The sequence below is a fragment of the Sphingomonas sp. GC_Shp_6 genome (assembly GCF_026540835.1).
Lineage (GTDB): Bacteria > Pseudomonadota > Alphaproteobacteria > Sphingomonadales > Sphingomonadaceae > Sphingomonas.
The window spans coordinates 132,597-153,600 of record NZ_JALNUO010000001.1 but is presented as its reverse complement, the minus strand read 5'-3'; the positions used below and the strand labels follow the sequence as shown (position 1 = coordinate 153,600).

General features: G+C 68.0%; 25 protein-coding genes. 9 read left to right on the top strand and 16 right to left on the bottom strand.

From position 1 onward, the window contains the following. From motA to flgB, 12 genes are all read right to left on the bottom strand, one after another. On the bottom strand, positions 1-864 hold the full coding sequence (motA, locus tag OXQ95_RS00855) for a flagellar motor stator protein MotA (RefSeq protein WP_242096626.1): 864 nt from the start codon (positions 862-864) through the stop codon (positions 1-3). A gap of 107 nt (positions 865-971) precedes the next feature. Continuing rightward, entirely contained in the window at positions 972-1,865 is an 894-nt protein-coding gene (gene flgL, locus OXQ95_RS00850; RefSeq protein WP_267378376.1) for a flagellar hook-associated protein FlgL, read from the bottom strand. 6 nt (positions 1,866-1,871) lie between these two features. Beyond that, positions 1,872-3,215 (bottom strand): flagellar hook-associated protein FlgK, encoded by a 1,344-nt coding sequence (gene flgK, locus OXQ95_RS00845; RefSeq protein WP_267378373.1) that lies wholly within the window; start codon positions 3,213-3,215, stop codon positions 1,872-1,874. Positions 3,216-3,273: 58 nt separating this feature from the next. Then, the gene (locus OXQ95_RS00840) at positions 3,274-3,582 is read right to left on the bottom strand and encodes a rod-binding protein (protein WP_242096630.1); all 309 of its coding nucleotides are present in this window, start codon (positions 3,580-3,582) and stop codon (positions 3,274-3,276) included. After that, a complete protein-coding gene (locus OXQ95_RS00835; RefSeq protein ID WP_242096709.1) occupies positions 3,579-4,679 on the bottom strand; it encodes a flagellar basal body P-ring protein FlgI in 1,101 nt (366 codons plus the stop codon). Before OXQ95_RS00835 ends, OXQ95_RS00840 begins: the two co-directional genes overlap by 4 nt. Before the next feature lie 52 nt (positions 4,680-4,731). Next, a complete protein-coding gene (locus OXQ95_RS00830) occupies positions 4,732-5,463 on the bottom strand; it encodes a flagellar basal body L-ring protein FlgH (protein ID WP_242096631.1) in 732 nt (243 codons plus the stop codon). A 1-nt stretch (position 5,464) separates the two neighbouring features. Next, positions 5,465-6,253 (bottom strand): flagellar basal-body rod protein FlgG, encoded by a 789-nt coding sequence (gene flgG, locus OXQ95_RS00825; protein ID WP_242096633.1) that lies wholly within the window; start codon positions 6,251-6,253, stop codon positions 5,465-5,467. A 12-nt stretch (positions 6,254-6,265) separates the two neighbouring features. Further along, positions 6,266-7,018: a flagellar basal body rod protein FlgF gene (gene flgF, locus OXQ95_RS00820; protein WP_242096635.1), complete on the bottom strand. Its 753-nt coding sequence runs from the start codon at positions 7,016-7,018 to the stop codon at positions 6,266-6,268. A gap of 26 nt (positions 7,019-7,044) precedes the next feature. Further along, positions 7,045-8,307 carry a flagellar hook protein FlgE gene (locus OXQ95_RS00815; protein ID WP_242096637.1) on the bottom strand — a complete coding sequence of 421 codons (1,263 nt, stop codon included), beginning with the start codon at positions 8,305-8,307 and terminating at the stop codon, positions 7,045-7,047. A gap of 22 nt (positions 8,308-8,329) precedes the next feature. Then, complete coding sequence (locus tag OXQ95_RS00810) at positions 8,330-9,025, bottom strand: flagellar hook capping FlgD N-terminal domain-containing protein (protein WP_242096639.1); 696 nt, start codon at positions 9,023-9,025, stop codon at positions 8,330-8,332. 2 nt (positions 9,026-9,027) lie between these two features. After that, on the bottom strand, positions 9,028-9,441 hold the full coding sequence (flgC, locus tag OXQ95_RS00805) for a flagellar basal body rod protein FlgC (RefSeq protein ID WP_242096641.1): 414 nt from the start codon (positions 9,439-9,441) through the stop codon (positions 9,028-9,030). A gap of 1 nt (position 9,442) precedes the next feature. Continuing rightward, positions 9,443-9,799 carry a flagellar basal body rod protein FlgB gene (gene flgB / locus OXQ95_RS00800; RefSeq protein ID WP_267378365.1) on the bottom strand — a complete coding sequence of 119 codons (357 nt, stop codon included), beginning with the start codon at positions 9,797-9,799 and terminating at the stop codon, positions 9,443-9,445. Between the two features lie 227 nt (positions 9,800-10,026). Here flgB and OXQ95_RS00795 point away from each other — a divergent pair, with 227 nt between their 5' ends. The 9 genes from OXQ95_RS00795 (at position 10,027) to OXQ95_RS00755 (ending at position 16,876) form a co-directional block, all read left to right on the top strand. Continuing rightward, the gene (locus OXQ95_RS00795) at positions 10,027-10,677 is read left to right on the top strand and encodes a MotA/TolQ/ExbB proton channel family protein (RefSeq protein WP_267378362.1); all 651 of its coding nucleotides are present in this window, start codon (positions 10,027-10,029) and stop codon (positions 10,675-10,677) included. Next, a complete protein-coding gene (locus tag OXQ95_RS00790; protein ID WP_267378359.1) occupies positions 10,674-11,204 on the top strand; it encodes a flagellar motor protein MotB in 531 nt (176 codons plus the stop codon). Before OXQ95_RS00795 ends, OXQ95_RS00790 begins: the two co-directional genes overlap by 4 nt. Beyond that, positions 11,201-11,725 (top strand): flagella basal body P-ring formation protein FlgA, encoded by a 525-nt coding sequence (locus tag OXQ95_RS00785; RefSeq protein WP_242096648.1) that lies wholly within the window; start codon positions 11,201-11,203, stop codon positions 11,723-11,725. Before OXQ95_RS00790 ends, OXQ95_RS00785 begins: the two co-directional genes overlap by 4 nt. Positions 11,726-11,794: 69 nt before the next feature. Further along, entirely contained in the window at positions 11,795-12,094 is a 300-nt protein-coding gene (gene flgM, locus OXQ95_RS00780) for a flagellar biosynthesis anti-sigma factor FlgM (RefSeq protein WP_267378356.1), read from the top strand. Next, on the top strand, positions 12,081-12,395 hold the full coding sequence (locus OXQ95_RS00775; RefSeq protein ID WP_242096650.1) for a flagellar protein FlgN: 315 nt from the start codon (positions 12,081-12,083) through the stop codon (positions 12,393-12,395). The genes flgM and OXQ95_RS00775 overlap by 14 nt, the downstream gene beginning before the upstream one ends. A gap of 79 nt (positions 12,396-12,474) precedes the next feature. After that, entirely contained in the window at positions 12,475-13,332 is an 858-nt protein-coding gene (locus OXQ95_RS00770) for a lytic transglycosylase domain-containing protein (RefSeq protein ID WP_267378350.1), read from the top strand. A gap of 4 nt (positions 13,333-13,336) precedes the next feature. Then, complete coding sequence (gene flhA, locus OXQ95_RS00765) at positions 13,337-15,400, top strand: flagellar biosynthesis protein FlhA (RefSeq protein ID WP_267378348.1); 2,064 nt, start codon at positions 13,337-13,339, stop codon at positions 15,398-15,400. Continuing rightward, positions 15,397-16,170 (top strand): FliA/WhiG family RNA polymerase sigma factor, encoded by a 774-nt coding sequence (locus OXQ95_RS00760; RefSeq protein WP_267378345.1) that lies wholly within the window; start codon positions 15,397-15,399, stop codon positions 16,168-16,170. Before flhA ends, OXQ95_RS00760 begins: the two co-directional genes overlap by 4 nt. Positions 16,171-16,228: 58 nt before the next feature. Beyond that, the gene (locus OXQ95_RS00755) at positions 16,229-16,876 is read left to right on the top strand and encodes a YoaK family protein (RefSeq protein WP_267378342.1); all 648 of its coding nucleotides are present in this window, start codon (positions 16,229-16,231) and stop codon (positions 16,874-16,876) included. A gap of 10 nt (positions 16,877-16,886) precedes the next feature. Here the strand turns inward: OXQ95_RS00755 and OXQ95_RS00750 are convergent, their stop codons facing one another. The 4 genes from OXQ95_RS00750 to OXQ95_RS00735 all read right to left on the bottom strand — a co-directional run bounded on the left by OXQ95_RS00750 (position 16,887) and on the right by OXQ95_RS00735 (position 20,813). Then, the gene (locus OXQ95_RS00750; RefSeq protein WP_267378339.1) at positions 16,887-17,873 is read right to left on the bottom strand and encodes an amidohydrolase family protein; all 987 of its coding nucleotides are present in this window, start codon (positions 17,871-17,873) and stop codon (positions 16,887-16,889) included. Between the two features lie 69 nt (positions 17,874-17,942). Continuing rightward, positions 17,943-18,710 (bottom strand): EAL domain-containing protein, encoded by a 768-nt coding sequence (locus OXQ95_RS00745; RefSeq protein ID WP_267378336.1) that lies wholly within the window; start codon positions 18,708-18,710, stop codon positions 17,943-17,945. A 217-nt stretch (positions 18,711-18,927) separates the two neighbouring features. Next, the gene (locus tag OXQ95_RS00740) at positions 18,928-19,755 is read right to left on the bottom strand and encodes a flagellin (protein WP_267378333.1); all 828 of its coding nucleotides are present in this window, start codon (positions 19,753-19,755) and stop codon (positions 18,928-18,930) included. A 221-nt stretch (positions 19,756-19,976) separates the two neighbouring features. Then, a complete protein-coding gene (locus OXQ95_RS00735; protein ID WP_267378330.1) occupies positions 19,977-20,813 on the bottom strand; it encodes a flagellin in 837 nt (278 codons plus the stop codon). Between the last annotated feature and the right edge of the window lie 191 nt (positions 20,814-21,004).

The window sequence follows — 21,004 nt, the reverse complement described above, 5'->3', positions numbered from 1 at the left end:
TCAGCGGCCCCGCAAGCCGTCGAACACCTCGGCGAAGCCGGGCTGGTTCTTGTGCGCGATCCCCGCGCGCGCCGCCTCGATCACCAGCGGCTGCGGATGGCCGTGAAGCGAGGCGATGATGATCTGCTTGACCACGTCGTAGATCGCGCCGTCGGCATCGATCACCTGCTTCAGCCGTCCCGCGAGCGGCGAGACGATGCCGTAGGCGAGCAGCACGCCCATGAACGTGCCGACGAGCGCGGAGCCGATCATGCCACCCAGCACTGAAGGCGGCTTGTCGATCGAGCCCATCGTCTTCACGATCCCGAGCACCGCCGCCACGATGCCGAGCGCGGGCAGCGAATCGGCAAGGCTGGACAGCGTGGTGTGCGGCCCCTCCACCTCGTGATGGTGGCTCTTGATCGAATGATCCATCACCTCCTCGACCGCATGCACGTCGAGCGTGCCGCTCGACACCACGACGAGGCGCAGCGTGTCGGCGATCAGGTTGACGAGCGTATGGTCCTTCAGAAGCTTGGGATATTCCGAGAACACCGCGGAGGACTGCGGATCCTCGACATGCGGCTCGACCGCGATCGGCCCCTCGGTGCGCAGCATCTTCATCAGCTTGCTGACGAGGAAGATCACGTCGAGATAATCCTGCTTCTTGTATTTCGGGCCCTTGAACACCTTGCCGAGGCCGCCGCCCATGGCCTTCAGTTCCTTGCCCGAATTGCCGATGATGAGCGCGCCCGCAGCGGCACCGCCGATGATGAGCATCTCGTGCGGGATGGCCTCCATGACGGGGCCGAGATTGCCACCGGTGATGGCAAAGCCGCCGAACACCATGGCGAGAAGGACGACGAGGCCGATAGCCGGAAACATGGCGGTGACTTTCCCCGAAAGCATCGATCCGAACGGACCGTTTCGGGAACAGCGTTAACCGGAAATCGTAGCCATCCGGTTACCAGATGCGCCGTCGGCGCAGCGCCTTATTTCAGATAATCGAACAGCGAGAGCTGCGACAGTTTGGTGAAGCTCGCCTGTGTGGCGGACAGCACGGTCATCGTCTTCTGCAGATCGGCGATGGCGGACGTCACGTCGACATCCTCGTCCTTCGAGCGGAGCGCGGCGCGATCGGTGTTGGCATTGGTGAGCAGCGTCTGTTGGAGATCGACCCGCGCCGCGCGCGCGCCGACCGATGCGCGGACCGCCGAAATCTGGTCGTTGCCCGCATTGAGGCTGTCGAGCGCGCTCGACACCGTGCTCGAAACGTCGCCGCCGCCCTGAAGCGCCTTGGCGAGATTGGAGATCACGCTCAGCAGATCGGTGCTGCCCGTCATGAACACGCGCGATGCCGATTCATTGGCCTGCACCGACTGGCCCTGCGCGATCGGAATCGCGCTGACATCGGTGGCCGCATAGGAAAAGCTGCCGTCGCTGTTCGCGGTCACCGCGGGCGTGCCGCTGGCGGTGCCGAACAGCGGCTGGCCGCGGACGTCCTTGGTGTTGGCAAGGCCGGTCAGCGAAGTGACGATCGAGCTCAGTTCGTTGCCGATGATCGAACGGGTCGAATCGCTCTGCGTGCCGTTGGCAGCCTGCGTCGTCAGCTCGATCGCGCGTTGCACCTGCGTGGCGATCGACGACAGCGTCCCGTCGGTCTGTTCCAATTGCGACGAGGCGAGCGTGATGTTGGTCTGATACACCGCGGCCGCGGCATCCTGCTGGTCGAACTGCGCGATCTGCTGCGACAGCACCGCATCGTCCGACGGGCTCTGGATCTTCTTGCCCGTCGAGATCTGCGTCTGGAGCAGCGTGGCATGATCGTTGAGCGCCGACATCCGCTTGGCCGCGGTATCGTAGAACATGCTGCTGGAGATCTGCATCGTGCCCTACTTGATTTCGAGGATCGTGGAGAAGGTATCGCGCGCGACCTGGATCACGCGGCTGGAGGCGGAATAGGCCTGCTGGAAGCGCATCAGGTCGACCGCTTCGGAATCGAGGCTGGTGCCGGTCGAGTTGGCAAGCGCGGTCGCCGCCCCGTCGCGGATCGCGGTCTGCGCATCCGAAATGGTCGCTTTCTGCGTGATCGCCGTTGCGGTGTTGGTGATGAGATCGGTCGTGTTCGATTCGAACCCGCCGGTCATGCGCGCGCCCTGGAGCGCATCAAGATTGCCCGCGTTGCGCACGCCCGCGCCGCGCGTGGCCGCCGCGATCCCGCGGCCGTCCGTCATCGCCACCGTGATGTCGGTGGCGTCGGCGCCGGTCGCGAAGATCGGCTGTCCGGCGGTGCCGTTGAGATCGTCGCCCTGCGCCTGGACCGTGTTGACCGAGGTCGTGAAGCCGCTCGCGATCGTGTTGAGCGCCGTGCGGGCGGCGGCGATCTTCTGCGCGCCGTCGACGATCCCCGCCATCGCGCCGCCCTCGGTGGCCAGCGGCGTGTTGGCGCCGGCATAGCTGACCGTGAAGCCGACCGAGCCATCGGCGGCACGCGCATAGCCGACCGCGCCCGATTGGGTGTTGGACACGAACGGCGTGCCGTTCGCCCCGCCCAGCTTCACCGTCACGCGGCCGAGCGAATCGGTCTTCGCATCGACGCTGGCGAGCGCGCTCATCTGGCCGAGCACGGAATCGCGCTGGTCGGCGAGCTGCGCCGCCGCCGAGGTGCCGGGCTGGGTGCGGCCGAGCCCGTCGTTGATCCGCACGAGCGAGGCGCCGAGCGACGTGAGCGTCTGCGCCGCTTCGCCACCGCTGGTGTCGAGGTCGGTCTGGATCTGGTCGAACGCATTCCCGGTCGCGGTGAACGCGGCAGCGGTCGAGGTCGCCGTGCCGAGCATGTTGGCGCGCAGCGAGGTGGAGGACGGATCCGCCGACAGGCTGCTCGCCGAGGAGTAGAAGGCAGTGATGCGCGACGTGAGATTGTTGCCCGTCAACGCGGACTGGATCTGCGTCAGCCAGGTGGAGGCGGTGGTGGTGCGCGCGAGATCGGCGCTGGCCGAGCGCAAAGCTGCCGTCGCATAGGTGTCGGTCGATCGCGCGATGCTGCCGACCGCGACGCCGCTTCCGGCATCGGCCTTGATCGCCACCGTGCCCGAGACGCCGGCGATCTCGGTCAGCGCGACCGAACGGCGCGAATAGCCGGTGACGCCCGAATTGGCGATGTTCTCGCCAACGGTCGACAGCGCGGTCTGATACGCGCGGACGCCCGAGGCGCCGATGGAGAGCAAGTCGCTCATGGGGAGCGGTCTGCCGCGCCCGGGTTAATATCTGATTGCGATTTCACGAAAAAATCGATCATTGGCCGGCGGACTTCTTCAGGAATTCGGTCATCGCCTTGCCGATCCCGATCGGGGCGTGTTCGGCCATGCTCTGCGCGAGGCGCGCATCCTGCATCTCGGTGAAGGTGTCGATCGCCTTCGAATCGAACAGCGGATCGGCCAGCTTCGTCTGGCGCATCGCCTTCAGCATCATGCCGTCGAACACCGCCTCGAACTTCTGGCCCGCCGCCTTCAGATTGGCGGCCGACTTCAACCGGCTGGTGTCGGTGGCGATGCCGGTCGTCGGCGCGGCCGCCGCCGCCGGAGGCGTGACGATGTCGGTCACAGGACGATCAGTTCCGCCTTCAGGGCGCCGGCTTCCTTCAGCGCCTCGAGGATCGCCACCAGATCGGCGGGCGATGCGCCGATCGCGTTCACCGCCTTGACGATGTCGGCCAGGCGCGGCCCCGGCGAGAGGAGGAACATCGGCTTCTTCTCTTCATCCACCGCGACGCCCGATTTGGTGACGACCGCGGTCTGTCCGTTGCTCAGCGGCCCCGGCTGGCTGACGCGCTGCGTCTCGTCGATGCGGACGGTCAGCTTGCCGTGCGTGACCGCCGCCGGGCCTACCCGGACCGCCGAATTGATGACGACGGTGCCGGTGCGTGCGTTGACGATCACCTTGGCGGGCGGTTCGGCCGACACCACGTCGAGATTCTCGATCTCCGACATCAAAGTGGCGCGCACATCGGCGCCCTGCGGCGCGCGCACCGACACCGACACCGCGTCCACCGCTTCGGCGCTGCCGAAGCCGAGTTTCTTGTTGATCGCGCCCGCGACGTTCTGCGCGGTCGTGAAATCGGCGCGCGCGAGGTTGAACACCAGCGTCGGCGTGGTGCCGAAGCCGGTCGCCACCGCGCGCTCCACGGTCGCCCCCTCGGGGATGCGGCCGGTCGAGGGAATGTTGATGACGATCTTGGAGCCGTCCGCGCCCTCGGCGCCGAGGCCGCCGACCGCGAGATTGCCCTGCGCCATCGCATAGATCTGGTTGTCGGCACCCATCAGCGGGGTAAGGATCAGGCTGCCGCCGCGCAGCGACTTGGCCTTGCCCATCGACGCGACGGTGATGTCGAGCCGCTGGCCGGGCTTGGCGAAGGGTGGCAGTTCGGCCGTCACGATCACCACCGCGGCGTTCTTCATGCCCGGATTGACGCCCGCGGGAAGCTGAAGCCCGAACCGCGAGGCCACGGCCTTCAGCGATTGCACGGTATATTCGAGATTGTCGTCGCCGGTGCCGGGAAGCCCGACGACGATGCCATAGCCCGTCAACTGGTTGGCGCGGATGCCCTGGAAACCGCCCAGATCCTTGATCCGGTCGGCATGGGCGGGCGCCACCGCGACCAGGAGCGAGGCGAGCGCGAGGACGAAGCTGCGAAGAACCATCATGCCGCCGATCCTGCCGCCCAAAAGGTTACCATCCCGCTAACCACGGCGATCAGAACGGGCTGACGACCGAGAAGAACCGCCCGAGCCAGCCCTGGCGGCTCGCACGGGCGACATCGCCCTTGCCGGTATAGGCGATCTGCGCATCGGCCACGCGGGTGGAGAGAATGCGGTTGTCCGCATCGATGTCTGCGGTGCGCACGAGGCCCTTGATCTGGACGAACTCGTCGCCGCGGTTGAGCGTCACGCGCTTCTGCCCCTGGACGAGCATCGTGCCGTTGGGCAGCACCTGCGCCACCGTCACGCTCACCTCGCCCGACAGCGAGTTGGACTGGTCCGCCGCGCCCGTGCCGTTGAAGGTGCGGCCGGTGCCCGCGCTGGTGCTCTGGTTCTTCAGGAACGACAGCACGCCGGTGGTCGGCGCGGTGATGCTCAGGTCGCCCTTGGAATCGAGCTTGGAGCCCGCCGATTTGGTCGCCGCGGTCTTCTCGACCAGCACGATCGTCAGCGGATCGCCGACGCGGCGCGCGCGCGATCCCTCGTACAGCGCGGCATAGCCGCCTTCGGCCTGGAAGATCGAGCCGTTGGCCGCCGCCGGCGGCACCGCGACGGGCGCGGCGCGGATGGCGGTGAAATCCTCCGGGGTCTTCTTCTTGCCGAGAAGGCCGGCGTCCGCCGCCTGCGGGCTGAGCCCGGCGACGAGCAGCGCCGCGGTGGCGGCGCCGAGCGCGATCTCGATCCAGTGATGGCCGATGCGGAACGGATTGGGTGCCCTGGATGCCATGTCAGATGTTCTGGTTGACATATTTGAGCATGTCGTCGGTGGCGGAGATCATCTTGGAATTCACCTCATACGCGCGCTGGCATTCGATCATGTCGACCAGCTCCTCGACGGTGTTGACGTTGGATGCCTCGAGCATCCCCTGCTTGATCGAACCGCGCCCCTCGGTGCCGGCCACGCCGACATTGGCCGCGCCCGAGGCCGCGGTCTCGACCAGGTAATTGTCGCCCTTGGACTGGAGCCCGGCGCCGTTGGGGAAGCTCGCCACCGCGATCTGGCCGAGCGTGGCGGGTTCGGTCTGGCCGGCGATCGTCGCCGAGACGGTGCCGTCGTTGCCGATCGTCAGGCCGGTCGCGCCCTGCGGCACGGTGATGCCGGGCTGCACCTGATAGCCTTCGCTCGTCACCAGCAGCCCTTCGGCCGAGCGCGAGAAATTGCCGGCGCGGGTGTAGCCCAGCGTGCCGCCGGGCATCTGCACCTGGAAATAGCCGTCGCCGTCCAGCGCCAGGTCCATGCTGTTGCCCGTCGTCTGCATCGACCCCTGCGTGTCGATCCGCGCAGTCCCCTGCACGCGCACGCCGGTGCCGAGGTTCAGGCCGGTCGCATATTTGCTCTCCGCCGTGCTGGGCGCGCCCGCCGCGGTGACGGTCTGGTACGCGAGCGTCTCGAACGCGGCGCGGTCCTTCTTGAACCCCGTCGTGTTCACGTTGGCGAGGTTGTTCGAGATGACTCGCATGCGCATGTCCTGGGCGTCGAGCCCGGTGCGCGCGATATGCATGGCGGCGGATGACATCGCTTGTTTCCCTTAGCTCGGCAGGCGCATCACGGATGCGCCGCTTTCGTCCATGTCCTTGGCGGACTTCATCAGATTGGCCTGCACTTCGTAGGATCGCTGGTTCTCGATCATGTCGACCAGCGCCTGCGTCATGTTGACGTTCGATCCCTCGATCGCGCCGCCCTGCACCTTGGCCTCGGCATCGTCGGGCAGCACGCCCCCGCCGCGCACGCGCAGCAGGTTGTCGAGGCCCTTCACCGTGTCCGACCCCTTGGTGTTGGCAAGTTTCAGCTTGTCGAGCACCTGTGGGTTCTTGGGATCGCCGCCCTGCGGCACGATCGAGATCGTGCCGTCGCCGGCGATGGTGAGCGAATCATAGGGCGGCACGGTGATCGGGCCCGACGATCCGATCACCGGATGGCCGTCGCCCGTCTGCAGCACGCCCGACGGCGCGATCTCCAGATCGCCGCGCCGGGTATAGGCCTCGCTGCCGTCGGCGGCCTGCACCGCCAGCCAGTCGGTGTTGCCGGTGATCGCCACGTCGAGCGAGCGGCCGGTCATCTGGATCGCCCCCGGCGTGCGGTCGGCGTCGGTCACCTCTTCGCTGGCTGGCGCGCGCGCCTCCAGCTGGGTGCCGCCGCCTTTGAGCTGGATCTGGTCGAACACCACGCGATCGGCGCGAAAGCCGGTCGTCGAGGCGTTCGCCATGTTGTTGGCGATCGCCGCCTGCGCCGCCATGTGCGCGCGCAAGCCCGTCGCCGCGGTGTAGACCAGCTTGTCCATTTATGCCTGCCCCTGCCCCCGATCGATCAGTTGCGGATGTTGAAGATCGTCTGCGAGATCTGGTTCTGCGTATCGAGCGCCTTGGCGTTCGCCTGGAAGTTGCGCTGCGCCGAGATCAGGTCGACCAGTTCCTCGGTGATATCGACGTTCGATCCCTCGAGCGTGCCCGACATCAGGCTGCCGAAGCCCTTTTCGTTGGCGGCGCCGAGCTGCGGCGTGCCCGACAGGCCCGTGCCGGTCCAATAGCTGGTGCCGACCTGGCGAAGCCCGGCGGGATCGGTGAAGTTGGCGAGCGCCACCTTGCCCAGCGCCTTGCTGTCGCCGTTCGAGAAGCTGGCCGTGACGATGCCCGATTTGTCCACGGTCACGCCCTGGAGCTGACCGACGGACGTTCCGTCCTGGCTGCGCGCGGTGACCGAAAAGGCGCTGCCGATCGCGGTCGAGCCCGCAAGGTTGAGCGCGATCGTCTGGGATTTCGTGCCGCCGGTCGGAACGAACGAATCATAGCTCGCCGGCGCCGTCGGCGCGGTCAGCTTGCCGGTCGAATCGAACGTCATCTGGACGGGATTGGTGCTGCCGCCCTGCGTGAGCTGCTGGTTGCCGACATAGCTGTAGACCGACCAGGTGCTCGATCCGTCGGTCGCGGTGCTCGCGTCGCGGACATAATAGCTGCTCATCGTCATCGCGTTACCGCCCGCGTCATAGACGGTCGTCGCGGTCGAATTGTTGTAGGTCGACGCCTTGGTGCGATCGAACGCCGTCGAGGGGGCCGCGGCGCTAGACGACAGGTTGACGTTCAACGCGACGCTGCCGGTCGCCTGCGCGCTGCCGCTGGTTTCGGGGAGCATGAGGTTGGTCAGACCGTCCACACCCGCCGCCGTCACATTGCCCGCGGAATCGACCGGATACACCTGGAGATAGCTGCCCTGCGCATCGACGACATTGTCGTCGGTATCGACGCGGAAGCTGCCGTTGCGGGTATAGGCCGTCGTCGGCGTGGTGCCGTTCGTCTTCACCGCGAAGAACCCGTCGCCCGAGACGGTCAGGTCGAGCGAGGACGAAGTCGTCGTCAGATTGCCTTCGCTGAACTGCTGCCGGTTTTCCTTCACCACCGCGCCCGAGCCGACCTGCTTGGTCGGATCCGAGGCCAGGCTCGATGCGATGACGTCGGCGAATTCGGTGCGGCTCTTCTTGAAACCCGTGGTCGCGACGTTCGCGATGTTGTGCGAGATCGTGGACATTTCGGTCTGCGAGGCCTGGAGGCCGGAAAGCGATGTGTAGAAAGTCATGCGCGTTGCTCCTGGAAAATGTTCAGCCGACCGAACGGATGGCGGAAAGCTTGACCGTGCCGATGCCGGTGGCGGTCAGCGTGGGATCGCCGCTGGACGGCAGCGAGACGGATTCGACGGGCGCCCAGACGAGCGAACGGCTGGTGACCGTGGTGCCGTTGTCGTCCGCGGCGACCGTGACCTTGAACGGCCCGGTGCCGGCGCTGGCGCCCGCATCGGTGGTGCCGTCCCAATCATAGGTGGCGGTGCCCGCGGACTGCGCGCCGAGCGACACCGTCTTCAGCACGTTGCCCTTGGCATCGGCGATCGTGACGTCGACATTGGTGGCCGCACCGTCGAGCTCGACCGCGCCGGCGATGCCGCCTGCGGTGCGGCCATACGCCGTCGACCCTTCCGTCAGCACCGTCTTGCCGACATAGTTCATCGCATCCGTCGCCGAGGTGGCGCCGAGCTTGGTCGCGATGCCGGTCAGCGTCGTGTTCATCTGGCTGATGCCCGTCACGCTCGACATCTGCGCCATCTGCGCGATCATCTGCGTGTTATCGACCGGGTTGAACGGATCCTGGTTCTTGAGCTGCGCGGTCATCAGCGTCAGGAAATCGCTTTGATCGAGCGTCTGGCTGGTCTTGTTCGCCGCCGCGCCGGCCGTGGCGGCGGCCGATGCGGTGGTGGCGATGCCGAGGCTGGAAAGCGTGGATGCCATCGTGGTGGAGGTCATGGTCAGCGGCCCATCTTGAGGGTGTCGAGGATCAGCGACTTCGCCGTGTTCATCACCTCGACGTTGTTCTGATAGCTGCGCGCGGTCTCCATCATGTCGACCAGCTCGCGGGTCTGGTCGACCGCGGCTTCGAAGACGTTGCCGTCCTTGTCGGCCACGGGATTGGCGGGATCGTAGCGCTTGGTCGGGGCTTCGCCCGCGCTCACCACCTTCTCGACGTCGACCGTCGAAAGGCCGGAGGCGGAATCGTAGCTGGTGCGGAACACCGGCTTCATCGTCTTGTACGCGGTCTCGGCCGAGCCGGCGATGCCGCCGGCATTGGCGAGGTTCGACGCGGTGGTGTTCATCCGCAGCAGCTGCGCGGACATCGCGCGACCCGCCACCTGGAAGATCGTCATCGGGGATGCGTCGGCCATCCTATTCTCCCTTCAGCGCGCGGGTGATCTGGCCGATTCGCCCGTTCAGGAACGACAGCGTCGTCTGATATTGCACCGCGTTTTCGGCGAAGGCGGTCTGCTCCTGGTTCAGGTCGACCGTGTTCGCGTCCATCGAGGTCTGATTGGGCACGCGGTATTTCACCGCCGCCTGGAACGCGTCGGTGCTCGCGGCATCGCCCGACTGTTCGACGGCGGACAGCGTCGAGCGGAAGTCGACGTCCTGCGCCTTGAAGCCGGGCGTGGAGGCGTTCGCGATGTTCGACGCGAGCAGCCCCATGCGACGCGACCGCACCTCGAGCGCTGCGCCATGAACTCCGAAAAGCGTTTCCGCTGCCACCGAACCGAACTCCTGCACGGGATGTGCTCGGCGTCCTCCAAGCAATGGCCGTGCCAATTCGATCGAAGCCTTTGCACGGCGCGTCCCGGCAGCGGCAGCGGCGTGGGGGCGGCAAGGGTTTGCCGGATCGGCGGCAAGGCTTGCCGCACCGGCGATGGCGGCGGCATCGGCCGCGGGGAGGGACGCGACCCCGGCGCGATTGGCCCATGACTTGCAGAACGGCTGTCATGGTGCTTCTCTCGCAACTTCTCGATCCGGCCGCGCTCGCCATCGTCGGTGGCGGCACGCTCCTGTCCGCGGTGCTGCGTTCGCCGTTGCGGGACCTGCGCCGCGCGCTCGCCGCCTTGCGAACGCTCGCCCGCGCGCCCTTCTCGGCGGAGCCGGCGCTGGCGCAGATCGCGGCGCTCGCCCGGATCGCCCGGCGCAGCGGCGTGCTGTCGCTCGATCGCTCGGTGATCGCGGATCCCGACATCGCCGCCGCGATCGCCGGCATCGTCGATGGCGACAAGCCCGATGCGATCGCGGCCCTCGTCGCCTGGCGCCGCCGCGCGCGCTGCGAGCGCCATGCCGCGGCCGCCGATGTCTGGGCGGGCGCCGCCGAGGCCGCCCCGGCGATGGGCATGGTCGGCACGCTCGTCGGGCTGGCGGCGATGTTCGCGGCGATGCGCGACCCGGCGACGATCGGCGGCGCGATGGCGATCGCGTTGCTCTCCACGCTCTATGGTGCGCTGCTCGGCAATCTCGTCTTCCTGCCGATCGCCAACCGGCTGCGCGCATCCGCCCGTCACGAAGTGCTGGAGCGCGCGCGGATCGAGGCGCCGCTCGTCGCGCTCGCGGCCCGCGAAGCCCCGGGTGTGGCCTTGGCGAGCGCGGCATGACCGACGATTTCCCCGTACCCGCGCCGATGCGGCCGATCTGGCTGGTGACACTCGCCGATCTCGCGCTGCTGCTGCTCGGCTTCCTCGTTCTCGTCCAGGCGACCGGACGCGCCGACCGCAAGGCGCTGGTCGCGGGGCTGCACGACCGGTTCGGCGTCACCGGCCTTGCCCCGGCATCCACGCCGATGCCGGTCGCCGCCTTTGCGACCACCGATTTCGCGACCGGCTCGGCCGCGTTGCCCGACGACCCCGCGTCACTGATCGCCTGGGCGCGCCAGGCGCTCGCCGATCCGCGCGTGGCGCTGAACGTCTCGGGGACGAGCGACGGCACCGCGGGCGATGTCGATCCGGCGACACAGAGCGGCGCGGTGCTCGCCGCCGACCGGGCGCGCGCCGTCGTGGCCGCGCTCGCCGCCGCGCACGTCGCGACCGGCCGGATCGCGCTGGCCACCACCCAACGGCCCGGCCTGCGCCGGGCGATCGTCACCCTCGCCTTTGCCGGCGAACCTTCACGGAGCGTCCCATGATCCGGCTTCTTCCCCTCCTCCTGCTCGCCGCCCCCACGGTCGCGGCGGCCGGCGGGTTCCAGGACACCGCCTCGCTCGACCGCGCGGTGGCGGCCTTTACCGGCCACGCGATCGGCGACGAGGGCGGCGCGCGCACCGCGGTGGATGCGCGGCTGAAGCTCGCCCAATGTCCGACGGTCGCGCTGTCGTGGCGCACGCCCGCGCACGACGCGGTGGTGATCGCCTGTTCGGGCCCGGACTGGCGGATCTACGTGCCGATGCGCACCGTTCCGGCGGTCGGCCTGTCGGGCGCGACGGTGATCCAGCCGCCGATGCAACGGGCCGAAGCCGTCATCAAACGCGGTGATCCGGTGGTGATCGAGGCGGGCACCGAGGGCTTCGCGATCAGCCGCGAAGGCGTCGCGATGGGCGATGCCGCGCCCGGCGCGCGCTTCATGGTGAAGGTGGACGATGCCCGTACGCCCGTCCAGGCGATCGCGCGCGCCAGCGGCCGTGCCACGCTGCCGGGCTGGGGCGAATGAAAAAATCGCTAAAGCTTCGCGCCGATCGGCCGTCTTTACCCGTGTCAGCGATGCCGGGAAGGTGCAGACATGGTCGATGCGATAGGCGTGAACAAGGTTGCGGGCGCGGATCTCCTCCGCGCGTCGACGACGGTGACCGCCTCGGCGGAGCCGCAGGATACCGCGAAGGCCGCACCGGCCGGGGCGAGCACGGCGAGCCAGTCGATCGCCCTTTCCAAGCAGCTGGCCAGCGCCGCGCCGGTGGACACCGCACGCGTCGCCGAGATCCGCAAGGCCATCGCCAATGGCACATTTCCCATTCTGCCGGCGACGATCGCCGATCGCATGCTCGCGCTGAAGATGGACTGGACGACGCATGACAAGGCGTGATGCGCTCGTGACGGTGATCGATTCGCTCCATGCGGAGATCGCCGCGCTGAAGACCAACGACGTGCACGCGCTGGAACGCGCGACGCGCGAGAAGCTGGCCGCCATCGAGCAGGTCGCGCTGCTCGGCACCGGCCCCGCCGGACCCGAGATCCGCGAACTGGCCGACGAGGCGAACCGGCTGAACGAGACCTGCCGGATCTATGTGAACCTGATGGCGGCAAATGTTCGCCGCCGCCTGCAGATGCTGGCCGGCGATCATGCCGCTTCCTACCGCCCCGGCATCGCCGGCGCCTATGCCTGACGCTCCTGCCGCCGCCTGACGGGCGGTTGGCACGGTCCTTGCTGATGATCCTCCGAACAGGGGGCATTTCCGCAAGACCATGACCGTTACGGCGATCACCAATTCCAGGGTTCAATCGGCGATCCAGCTTGCGAGCAGCAAGACGGGCGTGGATTTCGGCTATCTGCTGGGCCAGGCCAAGCTGGAAAGCGGCCTGCGCAGCGATGCCCGCGCCTCCACCTCCAGCGCGTCGGGCCTCTACCAGTTCATCGACCAGAGCTGGCTCGCGATCGTCAAGAAACACGGCGCCGAGAACGGCCTGTCCTGGGCCGCCGATGCGATCCAGCCGGGCGCGGGCGGCAAGCTGTCGGTCGCCGACGGCAACACCAAGGCGGCGATCCTGGCGCTGCGCAACGACCCCGCCACCGCCTCGATGATGGCCGCCGAATATGCGTCCGACAACAAGGATGCGCTCCAGGGCACGCTCGGCCGCAGCGTGACCGGCACCGATCTCTACATGGCGCATTTCCTGGGGCTGGGCGGCGCGAAGAAATTCCTCTCGACCATGCAGGCGACGCCCGACGCAAGCGGCGCGGCGCTGTTCCCGGCCGCCGCCGCCGCCAATCGCAGCGTCTTCTATGGCAGCGACGGCACGCCGCGCAGCCTGTCGCAAATCTATGCCCGCTTCGCCGCGAAGCTGGACGGCAGCACGGCCGACGCCGCCGCGACCGCCGCCGCCAACACCGGCTTCGCCGCGCAGGCGCTCGACATGAACGGCGCCACCGTCGTCACCGGCACGGGCGAGAGTGCGACCGACGCACTCGCCTGGGCATCGGCCACGCTCGGCAAGTTCGGACGCGGCACCGGTGCGGTCGGCACGACCGCCGCGTCGCTGCTGCGGCCGACCCCCGACACCGCGCGGCTCGCCTATCTGATGCTCGCACGGATGGGCGGCTGACGCGATGAACGCACTGCTCTCCAATCTTCGCCGCGGCGCCCTGCCGCTCGCGATCCTGCTGCTCGTCGTGCTGCTCGTCGTCCCGATCCCCGCGGCGATGCTCGACCTGTTCTTCGTCACCAACATCGCGATCAGCCTCGCGGTGCTGATGGTGGCGCTGAACGCGCAGAAGCCGCTCGACTTCTCCGCCTTCCCCACCGTGCTGCTGTTCGCGACGCTGTTCCGCCTGGGCCTCAACGTCGCCTCGACGCGCGTCGTGCTGGTGCACGGGCACGAAGGCGGGGGTGCGGCAGGTCATGTGATCGAGGCGTTCGGCACCTTCCTGATCGGCGGCGACTATGTCGTCGGCCTGTTCGTCTTCGCGATCCTGCTCATCATCAACCTGATCGTGGTGACCAAGGGCGCGGGCCGCGTGTCCGAAGTCAGCGCGCGCTTCACGCTCGATGCGCTGCCGGGCAAGCAGATGGCGATCGACGCCGATCTGAACGCAGGCCTCATCACCCCCGACGAAGCCAAGCAGCGCCGCATCGACACCGCGACCGAAGCCGAATTCTACGGATCGATGGACGGTTCGTCCAAATTCGTGAAGGGCGACGCGGTCGCGGGCATGCTGATCCTGGCGGCCAACATCGTCGGCGGGCTGATCCTCGGCCCGGTCAGCCACGGCATGACGATCGGCGCCGCCGCGCACAATTACGTGCTGCTGGCGATCGGCGACGCGCTCGTCGCGCAGCTCCCGTCGCTGATGCTCTCGATCGCCGCCGCCGCGATCGTCACCCGCGTCACCTCGACGCACGATCTGGCCGGCCAGATCGGCAGCCAGTTCGGCAGCCCTCGCACCTGGACGCCGGTCGCGGTGATCCTCGGATTGCTGGGGCTGATGCCCGGCATGCCGCATCTGGTGATCCTGGGGGCGGCATCGATCGCCGGCTTCGCCGCGTGGAAGCTGCGCCAGATCGCGCGCCGGCCGGTGGTCGTTCCCGCCGCCGTGGTGGAGCCGGTCGACCAGTCCAAGATCGGCTGGGACGAGGTGACCGAGGGCATGCAGGTCAATCTCGACATCGGCTACGGTCTCGTGCCGCTGGTGGACGAGCGTCGCGGATCGCCGCTGATGGGGCGGATCACCGGGGTGCGCCGGCAATTGTCGAAGGAACTCGGCTTCGTCGTGCCGCAGGTGCGCGTGCGCGACGACATCAATCTCGCGCCCTACACCTATCGGATCATGCTGAACGGCGTGTGCCTGGGCGAAGACCAGGTCGCGCCCGACGAGATGCTCGCCCTCGACACCGGCCAGGCCTATGGCACGCTTCAGGGCAAGACCGCCAAGGATCCGACCTTCGGCCTCGACGCCACCTGGATTTCCACCAGCGACGCCGATGCCGCGACCGGCATGGGCTATCTGGTGGTCGATCCCGGCACCGTGATGGCGACGCACCTGAACCACGCGCTCGGCCAGAACGCGTCGGACCTGCTCGGCCCCGACGAGGTGCAGGCGCTGCTCGACGGCCTGAAGGAGCGCGCCGCGCAACTGGTGGCGAGCCTCAGCCCGGCGCCGCTGCCGCTCACCACGCTCACCCAGGTGCTGCGCGGGCTGCTGGCGGAGAATGTGCCGCTGAAGGAATTCCGCCGCATCGCCGCCGCCATCGCGGTCGCCGCGCAGAAGACGCAGGACGCCGAGGAAATCATCGAGGCGATCCGCCCCGAACTCGGCCCGCTCATCATCGGCAAGCTGTGCGGCGTGCGCGAGCCGCTGCGCGTGATGACGCTGGAGGGGCAGTTGGAAGGCCTGCTCGGCCAGGCGATGCGCTCCGACGCGTCGCGCCGCCACGTCATCGAACCCGATCTCGGCCGCCGCATCGTCGAGGCGCTGCAACGCGCCGCGCAGCCGATGCTCGCCGAGGCCAAGCCCTTCGCCCTCGTCGTCCAGCCCGCGATTCGCGTGGCCATCCGCAAACTCGTCAAGACCTGCCTGCCCGACACCCCCGTCCTCTCCTTCTTCGAGGTTCCCGAAGAGAAGGCGGTGGAGGTGATCGCGGTGATCGGCGCATCCGGAGCCCTGCCCGCATGAACGCGCTCAGCATGAAATCCGCCTTTGTCGATGCAACGGCGCTCGGGTCGGGAACCGGCCCCCTCACCTATCGTCCCGGCCAGCGCGCCGGCATGGACGCGAACACGCTGGTGCGCGAGCATCTGCCGCTCGTCCGGCGGATCGCGTGGCACGTCCATGGCTGCATGAGCAGCGTCGTCGAGGTGGAGGATCTCGTCCAGGTCGGGCTGATCGCGCTGGTCGAGGCGGCCGCCCATTTCGAGGATCGCGGCGGCGCGACCTTTCGCCAATATGTGGCCACCCGGCTGCGCGGCGCGATGATCGACGAACTGCGCCGCCAGGCGACCACCACGCGCGGCGCGATGCGGCGGCGGCGTGCCTATGCCGATGCCGTTTCCACGCTGACGGCGCAGACCGGCAAGGCGCCGACCGAGGCCGCAACCGCCGAAAAGCTGGGCGTCACGGTCGCCAAGCTGCGCGCCGAATATGTCACCGCCGATCCCGTCCGGTTCGAATCGGTCGACGAGATCTATGCCGACGATCTGCCCTGGTTCGCCGACGACACCCCCGACGCCTTCGCCCAGCTCGCCGATGGCGACCTGCGCGCCGCGCTCGTCGAGGCGATCGGCGCGTTGCCGACGCGCGAGGCGCAGGTGGTGCAGCTCTATTATGTCGAGGAAATGAACCTCGAGGAGATCGGCCAGGTGCTCGGCGTCGGCCAGGCACGCGTCTGCCAGATCAAGAAATCGGCGCACGACCGGCTGAAAAAGGCGCTCGCCGCGCTGCGGTGAGGCGCCTCGTCGCCGCGCGCCGGCTCCCCTTTGCCGGGCGACCGCGCTATGATGCGCCATGCGCCGCTTCGAAACAGGCCCGCGTCTGCTGGCGATCGGGCTCGCCATGCTTGCCGGCTTCGTCGATGCGCTCGGTTTTCTGAAGCTGGGCGGCCTGTTCGTCTCGTTCATGAGCGGCAACTCGACGCGCATGGCGGTCGGCCTGGCCGGCGACGTGCCGAACGGCCTGGCCGCGGCGGTGCTGATCCCGGCGTTCGTCGGCGGAGTCATGACGGGCGCGACCATCGGACGGATCGCGGGGCGGTGGCGCCGGCAGGCGGTGTTGGCGTTCGTGCTGACGGCGCTGGCGATGGCGGCTGCCGCGGCCACGCTCGGCATCGGCCCCTATCCTGCGCCGCTGCTGATGGCGGCCGCGATGGGCGCGGCCAATGCGGTGTTCCAGCGCGATGGCGAGGTGAGCGTCGGCGTCACCTATATGACCGGCACGCTCGTGAAGTTGGGCCAGCATCTGGCGGCCGCGCTCGCCGGGGGTCCGCGCTTCGCCTGGGTGCCGTATCTGCTGCTGTGGCTGGGGCTGGTCGCCGGCGCGATCGCGGGTGCGGCGGTGTTTCCCGTCCTCGGCCTGCGGGCGTTGTGGATCGCCACGGCGGGCGCAGCGCTGTTGCTGGCGGCCGCGGCGGCGCTTGGCCCCACGCGCGAGCGATGAGGCGGACGCGCTAGCCGCGCCTACCCGTCAGCCGCTCCCAATTGCCGTGCGCGAAGGCCGTGCGCGCCGCATCGTCGAGCGCGACCGATTCGAGAAAGCGGCGCGGCGCCCCGCCTTCGCGATATTGGTAGGGAAAATCGGTGGAGAACAGCAGCCGCTCCCGGCCGACGATGGCGAGGCAGCGTTGGAGATAGGTCTCGCTCCACATCCCACTTCCGGTGACGTAGAGATTGTCGCGCGCATAATCCGCCAGCGAGCGTTGCAGCGGGAGCGCGCGCTGGAAGACCGGGGCCATGCGCTCCAGATAGAACAACACCACCTCGCCCCAATGGCCGAGGATGATCTGCAGATCGGGCAGCTCGTCGAACACGCCGGCCGCTGCCAGACGGACCCATTGCAGGCCGGCCTCATAATGCCATCCCAGACCGAACGCCGCGAGCACGAGGTCGGCCGTTTCGCTTATCCCGGAATAATTGGCCTCGCGCACCGCCGCCAGCGGCGTCTGCGGATGGATGAAGAGCGGCACGCCGAGCTCCGCCGCCTTCGCCAGCATGGGCCGCATGGCGGGATGATCGAGATGGCGCTCGCGCGTTCGGCCGCAGAGCAGCGCGCCCTTCAGCCCCAGCTCGCGGACGGCGCGTTCCAGCTCGCGCGGCGCCGCATCGCCGTCCGCGGTGGGCAGGGCCGCGAAGCCCTGGAACCGGTCGGGGTGGCGGACGCACGCCTCGGCGATCCGGTCGTTGACGCGGCGCGCCATCTGGACGGCGGGTCCGGCTTCGAGATTGTGGAGCCCCGGCGTGGTGAGCGAGAGCACCTGCACGTCGACGCCCTGCTCGTCCATCAGCGCCAGACGGCCCGCGCCCAGATCGGCGAGGCGCGATCCGTTATCGCCGCCATCGGCAAAGGCGGACACCGGATCGTGCGGCGGCGGCGCCGCGGCCCACGCCTCGCGCACGTCGGCCGGCAGGATATGCTCTTCGATCGCGATCAGGCGCATGGGCTAACCCCGGTTGGGCGTTGACGAGCGGCCATCCGACGGGCCGCCTGCCGGATCGGTTCGCGTCCGCTAGGCGACCTGCCCGATCGACGCCGGTTCCGGCAGAGCATGCGGCGGCAGGATCCTGAATCCGGGACGCGCCAACAGATAGCCCTGCATGTAGCGCACGCCAAGGGCGCGAAGCGTCTCATATTCCGCGGTCGTCTCGATCCCCTCCGCCACGACGACGATGTTCATGCGGGCGAACATGGCGATCAGGCCTTCGACGATCATGCGGCGCGGCTGGCTGGCATCGATGTCGCGCACCAATTCCATGTCGAGTTTGACGATGTCGGTCTGCAGCCGCGCCAGCAGCGAAAGCCCGGCATGGCCCGCGCCGAAATCGTCCAGCGCGGTGGCGAAGCCCATGCGCCGGTACGTGTCGATGATGTTGGCCACATGCGCGGTGTCGGCGAACTCCTCGTTTTCGGTGAATTCGAAGACGAGCCGATCGGTGGGCAGGCCGACCGCCGCCGCGGTCTTCAGCGTCAACTGGATGCACGCGACGGGCGAATAGACGGCGTTCGGCAGGAAATTGATCGACAACCGTGCGCCCGTCTCGACGATACCGGCAGCGACCGCCTGGGTGATGGCGGCGACGCGGCATTGCTGATCGAAGGCATAGCGATTCGCCTCGGTGACGGCGGCGAGCACCTGCCCCGCATCCTCGCCATTCGGTCCGCGCACCAGCGCCTCATAGGCCCAGGCGCGGCCGGTCTCGATATCGACGATCGGCTGGAACGCCATCGCCAGGTCGAAATTCGTGTCCGGCTGCCGACAGCCCTGGCAGCCACTCATCGCATCGTATCCATGCCGATTCGTTAGCACTCAAACTGCTAATTAACCGTATGTAACATAGATTTAGGTGCATGCGCGCGCCCGCGCTGCGGGCCCTTCGCCACGCAGAAAAGCCCCGGCGGCACGGGCCACCGGGGTCTCCTCGACCAAATCCGCTGAGAACCGGTCCGGTCGGCCCCGCCACCCGAGTGGGGGCGCGGTGCCGGGGCCGGCGCGGTTACTGACCCAGCAGTTTCAGCACGCTCTGCGTGCTCTGGTTCGCCTGGCTCAGCATCGCGGTGGATGCCTGGCTCAGGATCTGTGCCTTGGCGAGCGCGGTGGTCTCGGACGAGAAATCGGTGTCCTCGATCCGGCTGCGCGCGTCCGACAGGTTGGTTTCGTTGCTCGTCAGGTTGTTGACCGCCGACTGGAGCTGGTTCTGCGTGGCGCCGAGGCTCGCGCGGCGGTTGACCACGGTGGCGATCGCATCGTCGTAATTCTGGAGCGTCGCCGTCGTGACCGAGGCGCCGCTCGCGACGACCGCGCTCATCTGCGTCGTGGTGCCCAGATTGCCGCCGAGATTCATCGCGATCGCGTCGCTGGTGTTGGCGCCGGCCTGGATGTTGACCACGCCGCTGGTGCCCGCGGTGCCGTCGAACAGCGCCTGCCCGTTGAACTTGGTGTTGGTCAGCACGTTCGTGATCTGCGCGGCGAGCGCGTTCTGCTCGGCGGTGATGTTGGTGATGTCGCTGGCCGAATAGGTGCCGTTGGTCTTCTGCACCGCCAGTTCGCGCATCCGCTGCAGGTTGTTCGTCACTTCGTCGAGCGCGCCTTCGGCGGTCTGCGCCATCGAGATGCCGTCGTTCGCGTTGCGGATGCCCTGGTTCATGCCGGTGATCTGCGACGTCATCGACGCGCTGATGGCGAGGCCGGCGGCGTCGTCCTTCGCGCTGTTGATGCGCTTGCCGGTCGACAGGCGCTGCATCGACGTGGCCAGCGCCATCTGTGCGCTGGTCGAGGCGTTGGTGGCACGCAGTGCCGCGATATTGCTTCCGATGACGGTCATGTCCGGTCTCCTCCGACGCTCTCCGCCGCCCCCAAGGCATGGGACGAGACGCCAGCAAGGGTAACGGCCGGTTAGGAATGACCTTTAGAAAAAAAATTGCGCCGCCGCGAAAACCCCCGGCGAGACCGTCGCCGGGGGTGCTCCGCCACTCGGTAGATCCGGGGCGTCCGGTTCCGCTGCCCTCGATGGGGGGGCAGGGCTTCGGAACCGGAACCCTGGGATTACTGCAGGAGCTTCAGGACGCTCTGCGAGCTCTGGTTGGCCTGGCTCAGCATCGCGGTCGATGCCTGGCTCAGGATCTGTGCCTTGGCGAGTGCGGTCGTCTCGGCCGAGAAATCGGTGTCCTCGATCCGGCTGCGCGCATCCGACAGGTTGGTCGCGTTGCTGGTCAGGTTGTTGACCGCCGACTGGAGCTGGTTCTGCGAGGCGCCGAGATTCGCGCGGCGGTTGGAGATCGTGGCGATCGCCGAGTCGAAATTGGCGAGCGTGGCCGAGGTGTTGGCGGTGCCGACGCCGGCCGTGTCGGTGACGACCGCCGCCATCGTGGTGTCGGTGTTGAGGTTGCTGCCGAGATCGAGCTTGATCGCGTCGTTGCTGTTGGCGCCGGCCTGGATGTTGACCTTGCCGCTCGTGCCGGCGGTGCCGTCGAACAGGTTCTGGCCGTTGAACTGGGTGTTGGTCAGCGTGTTGGTGATCTGCGCGGCGAGCGCGTTCTGCTCGGCGGTGATGTTGGTGATGTCGCTGGCCGAATAGGTGCCGTTGGTCTTCTGCACCGCCAGTTCGCGCATCCGCTGCAGGTTGTTCGTCACCTCGTCCAGCGCGCCTTCCGCAGTCTGCGCCATCGAGATGCCGTCGTTCGCGTTGCGGATGCCCTGGTTCATGCCAGTGATCTGTGCGGTCATCGACGCGCTGATAGCGAGGCCGGCGGCGTCGTCCTTCGCGCTGTTGATGCGCTTGCCGGTCGAGAGGCGCTGCATCGACGTGGACAGTGCCATCTGGGCGCTGGTCGAAGCGTTGGTGGCGCGCAGTGCCGAGATGTTGGTTCCGATGACAGTCATGTTGGGTCTCCTTTTCAGCGCCCCCCCGTTTTCCGAACTGGAAGCCGAGCCGCTGAATGCACAAACGGCAACCCACCGGCAGACTTTAGCCGGCGACCGAACAATTTTTGCCGGTTCTTGCCGGCCGCGTTGCCGGCAAGAACCGCCCCGCGCGCGTAGGAAAACCACGCCCGCGCGCGCGCGATCGCCCG

Excerpts from the sequence above, each read along its gene's own strand:
- OXQ95_RS00745 (WP_267378336.1), bottom strand. The coding sequence starts at position 18,710 with ATGAGTGGCTGCCAGGGCTGTCGGCAGCCGGACACGAATTTCGACCTG.
- OXQ95_RS00830 (WP_242096631.1), bottom strand. The coding sequence starts at position 5,463 with ATGGCATCCAGGGCACCCAATCCGTTCCGCATCGGCCATCACTGGATC.
- OXQ95_RS00740 (WP_267378333.1), bottom strand. The coding sequence starts at position 19,755 with ATGACCGTCATCGGAAGCAATATCGCGGCACTGCGTGCCACCAACGCC.
- flhA (WP_267378348.1), top strand. The coding sequence starts at position 13,337 with ATGAACGCACTGCTCTCCAATCTTCGCCGCGGCGCCCTGCCGCTCGCG.
- OXQ95_RS00735 (WP_267378330.1), bottom strand. The coding sequence starts at position 20,813 with ATGACTGTCATCGGAACCAACATCTCGGCACTGCGCGCCACCAACGCT.
- OXQ95_RS00795 (WP_267378362.1), top strand. The coding sequence starts at position 10,027 with ATGGTGCTTCTCTCGCAACTTCTCGATCCGGCCGCGCTCGCCATCGTC.
- flgG (WP_242096633.1), bottom strand. The coding sequence starts at position 6,253 with ATGTCATCCGCCGCCATGCATATCGCGCGCACCGGGCTCGACGCCCAG.
- OXQ95_RS00835 (WP_242096709.1), bottom strand. The coding sequence starts at position 4,679 with ATGGTTCTTCGCAGCTTCGTCCTCGCGCTCGCCTCGCTCCTGGTCGCG.
- OXQ95_RS00755 (WP_267378342.1), top strand. The coding sequence starts at position 16,229 with ATGCGCCGCTTCGAAACAGGCCCGCGTCTGCTGGCGATCGGGCTCGCC.
- motA (WP_242096626.1), bottom strand. The coding sequence starts at position 864 with ATGTTTCCGGCTATCGGCCTCGTCGTCCTTCTCGCCATGGTGTTCGGC.
- OXQ95_RS00785 (WP_242096648.1), top strand. The coding sequence starts at position 11,201 with ATGATCCGGCTTCTTCCCCTCCTCCTGCTCGCCGCCCCCACGGTCGCG.
- flgF (WP_242096635.1), bottom strand. The coding sequence starts at position 7,018 with ATGGACAAGCTGGTCTACACCGCGGCGACGGGCTTGCGCGCGCACATG.
- OXQ95_RS00790 (WP_267378359.1), top strand. The coding sequence starts at position 10,674 with ATGACCGACGATTTCCCCGTACCCGCGCCGATGCGGCCGATCTGGCTG.
- OXQ95_RS00775 (WP_242096650.1), top strand. The coding sequence starts at position 12,081 with ATGACAAGGCGTGATGCGCTCGTGACGGTGATCGATTCGCTCCATGCG.
- OXQ95_RS00750 (WP_267378339.1), bottom strand. The coding sequence starts at position 17,873 with ATGCGCCTGATCGCGATCGAAGAGCATATCCTGCCGGCCGACGTGCGC.
- OXQ95_RS00810 (WP_242096639.1), bottom strand. The coding sequence starts at position 9,025 with ATGACCTCCACCACGATGGCATCCACGCTTTCCAGCCTCGGCATCGCC.
- flgK (WP_267378373.1), bottom strand. The coding sequence starts at position 3,215 with ATGAGCGACTTGCTCTCCATCGGCGCCTCGGGCGTCCGCGCGTATCAG.
- flgL (WP_267378376.1), bottom strand. The coding sequence starts at position 1,865 with ATGCAGATCTCCAGCAGCATGTTCTACGATACCGCGGCCAAGCGGATG.
- flgC (WP_242096641.1), bottom strand. The coding sequence starts at position 9,441 with ATGGCCGACGCATCCCCGATGACGATCTTCCAGGTGGCGGGTCGCGCG.
- flgM (WP_267378356.1), top strand. The coding sequence starts at position 11,795 with ATGGTCGATGCGATAGGCGTGAACAAGGTTGCGGGCGCGGATCTCCTC.
- OXQ95_RS00815 (WP_242096637.1), bottom strand. The coding sequence starts at position 8,307 with ATGACTTTCTACACATCGCTTTCCGGCCTCCAGGCCTCGCAGACCGAA.
- OXQ95_RS00760 (WP_267378345.1), top strand. The coding sequence starts at position 15,397 with ATGAACGCGCTCAGCATGAAATCCGCCTTTGTCGATGCAACGGCGCTC.
- OXQ95_RS00770 (WP_267378350.1), top strand. The coding sequence starts at position 12,475 with ATGACCGTTACGGCGATCACCAATTCCAGGGTTCAATCGGCGATCCAG.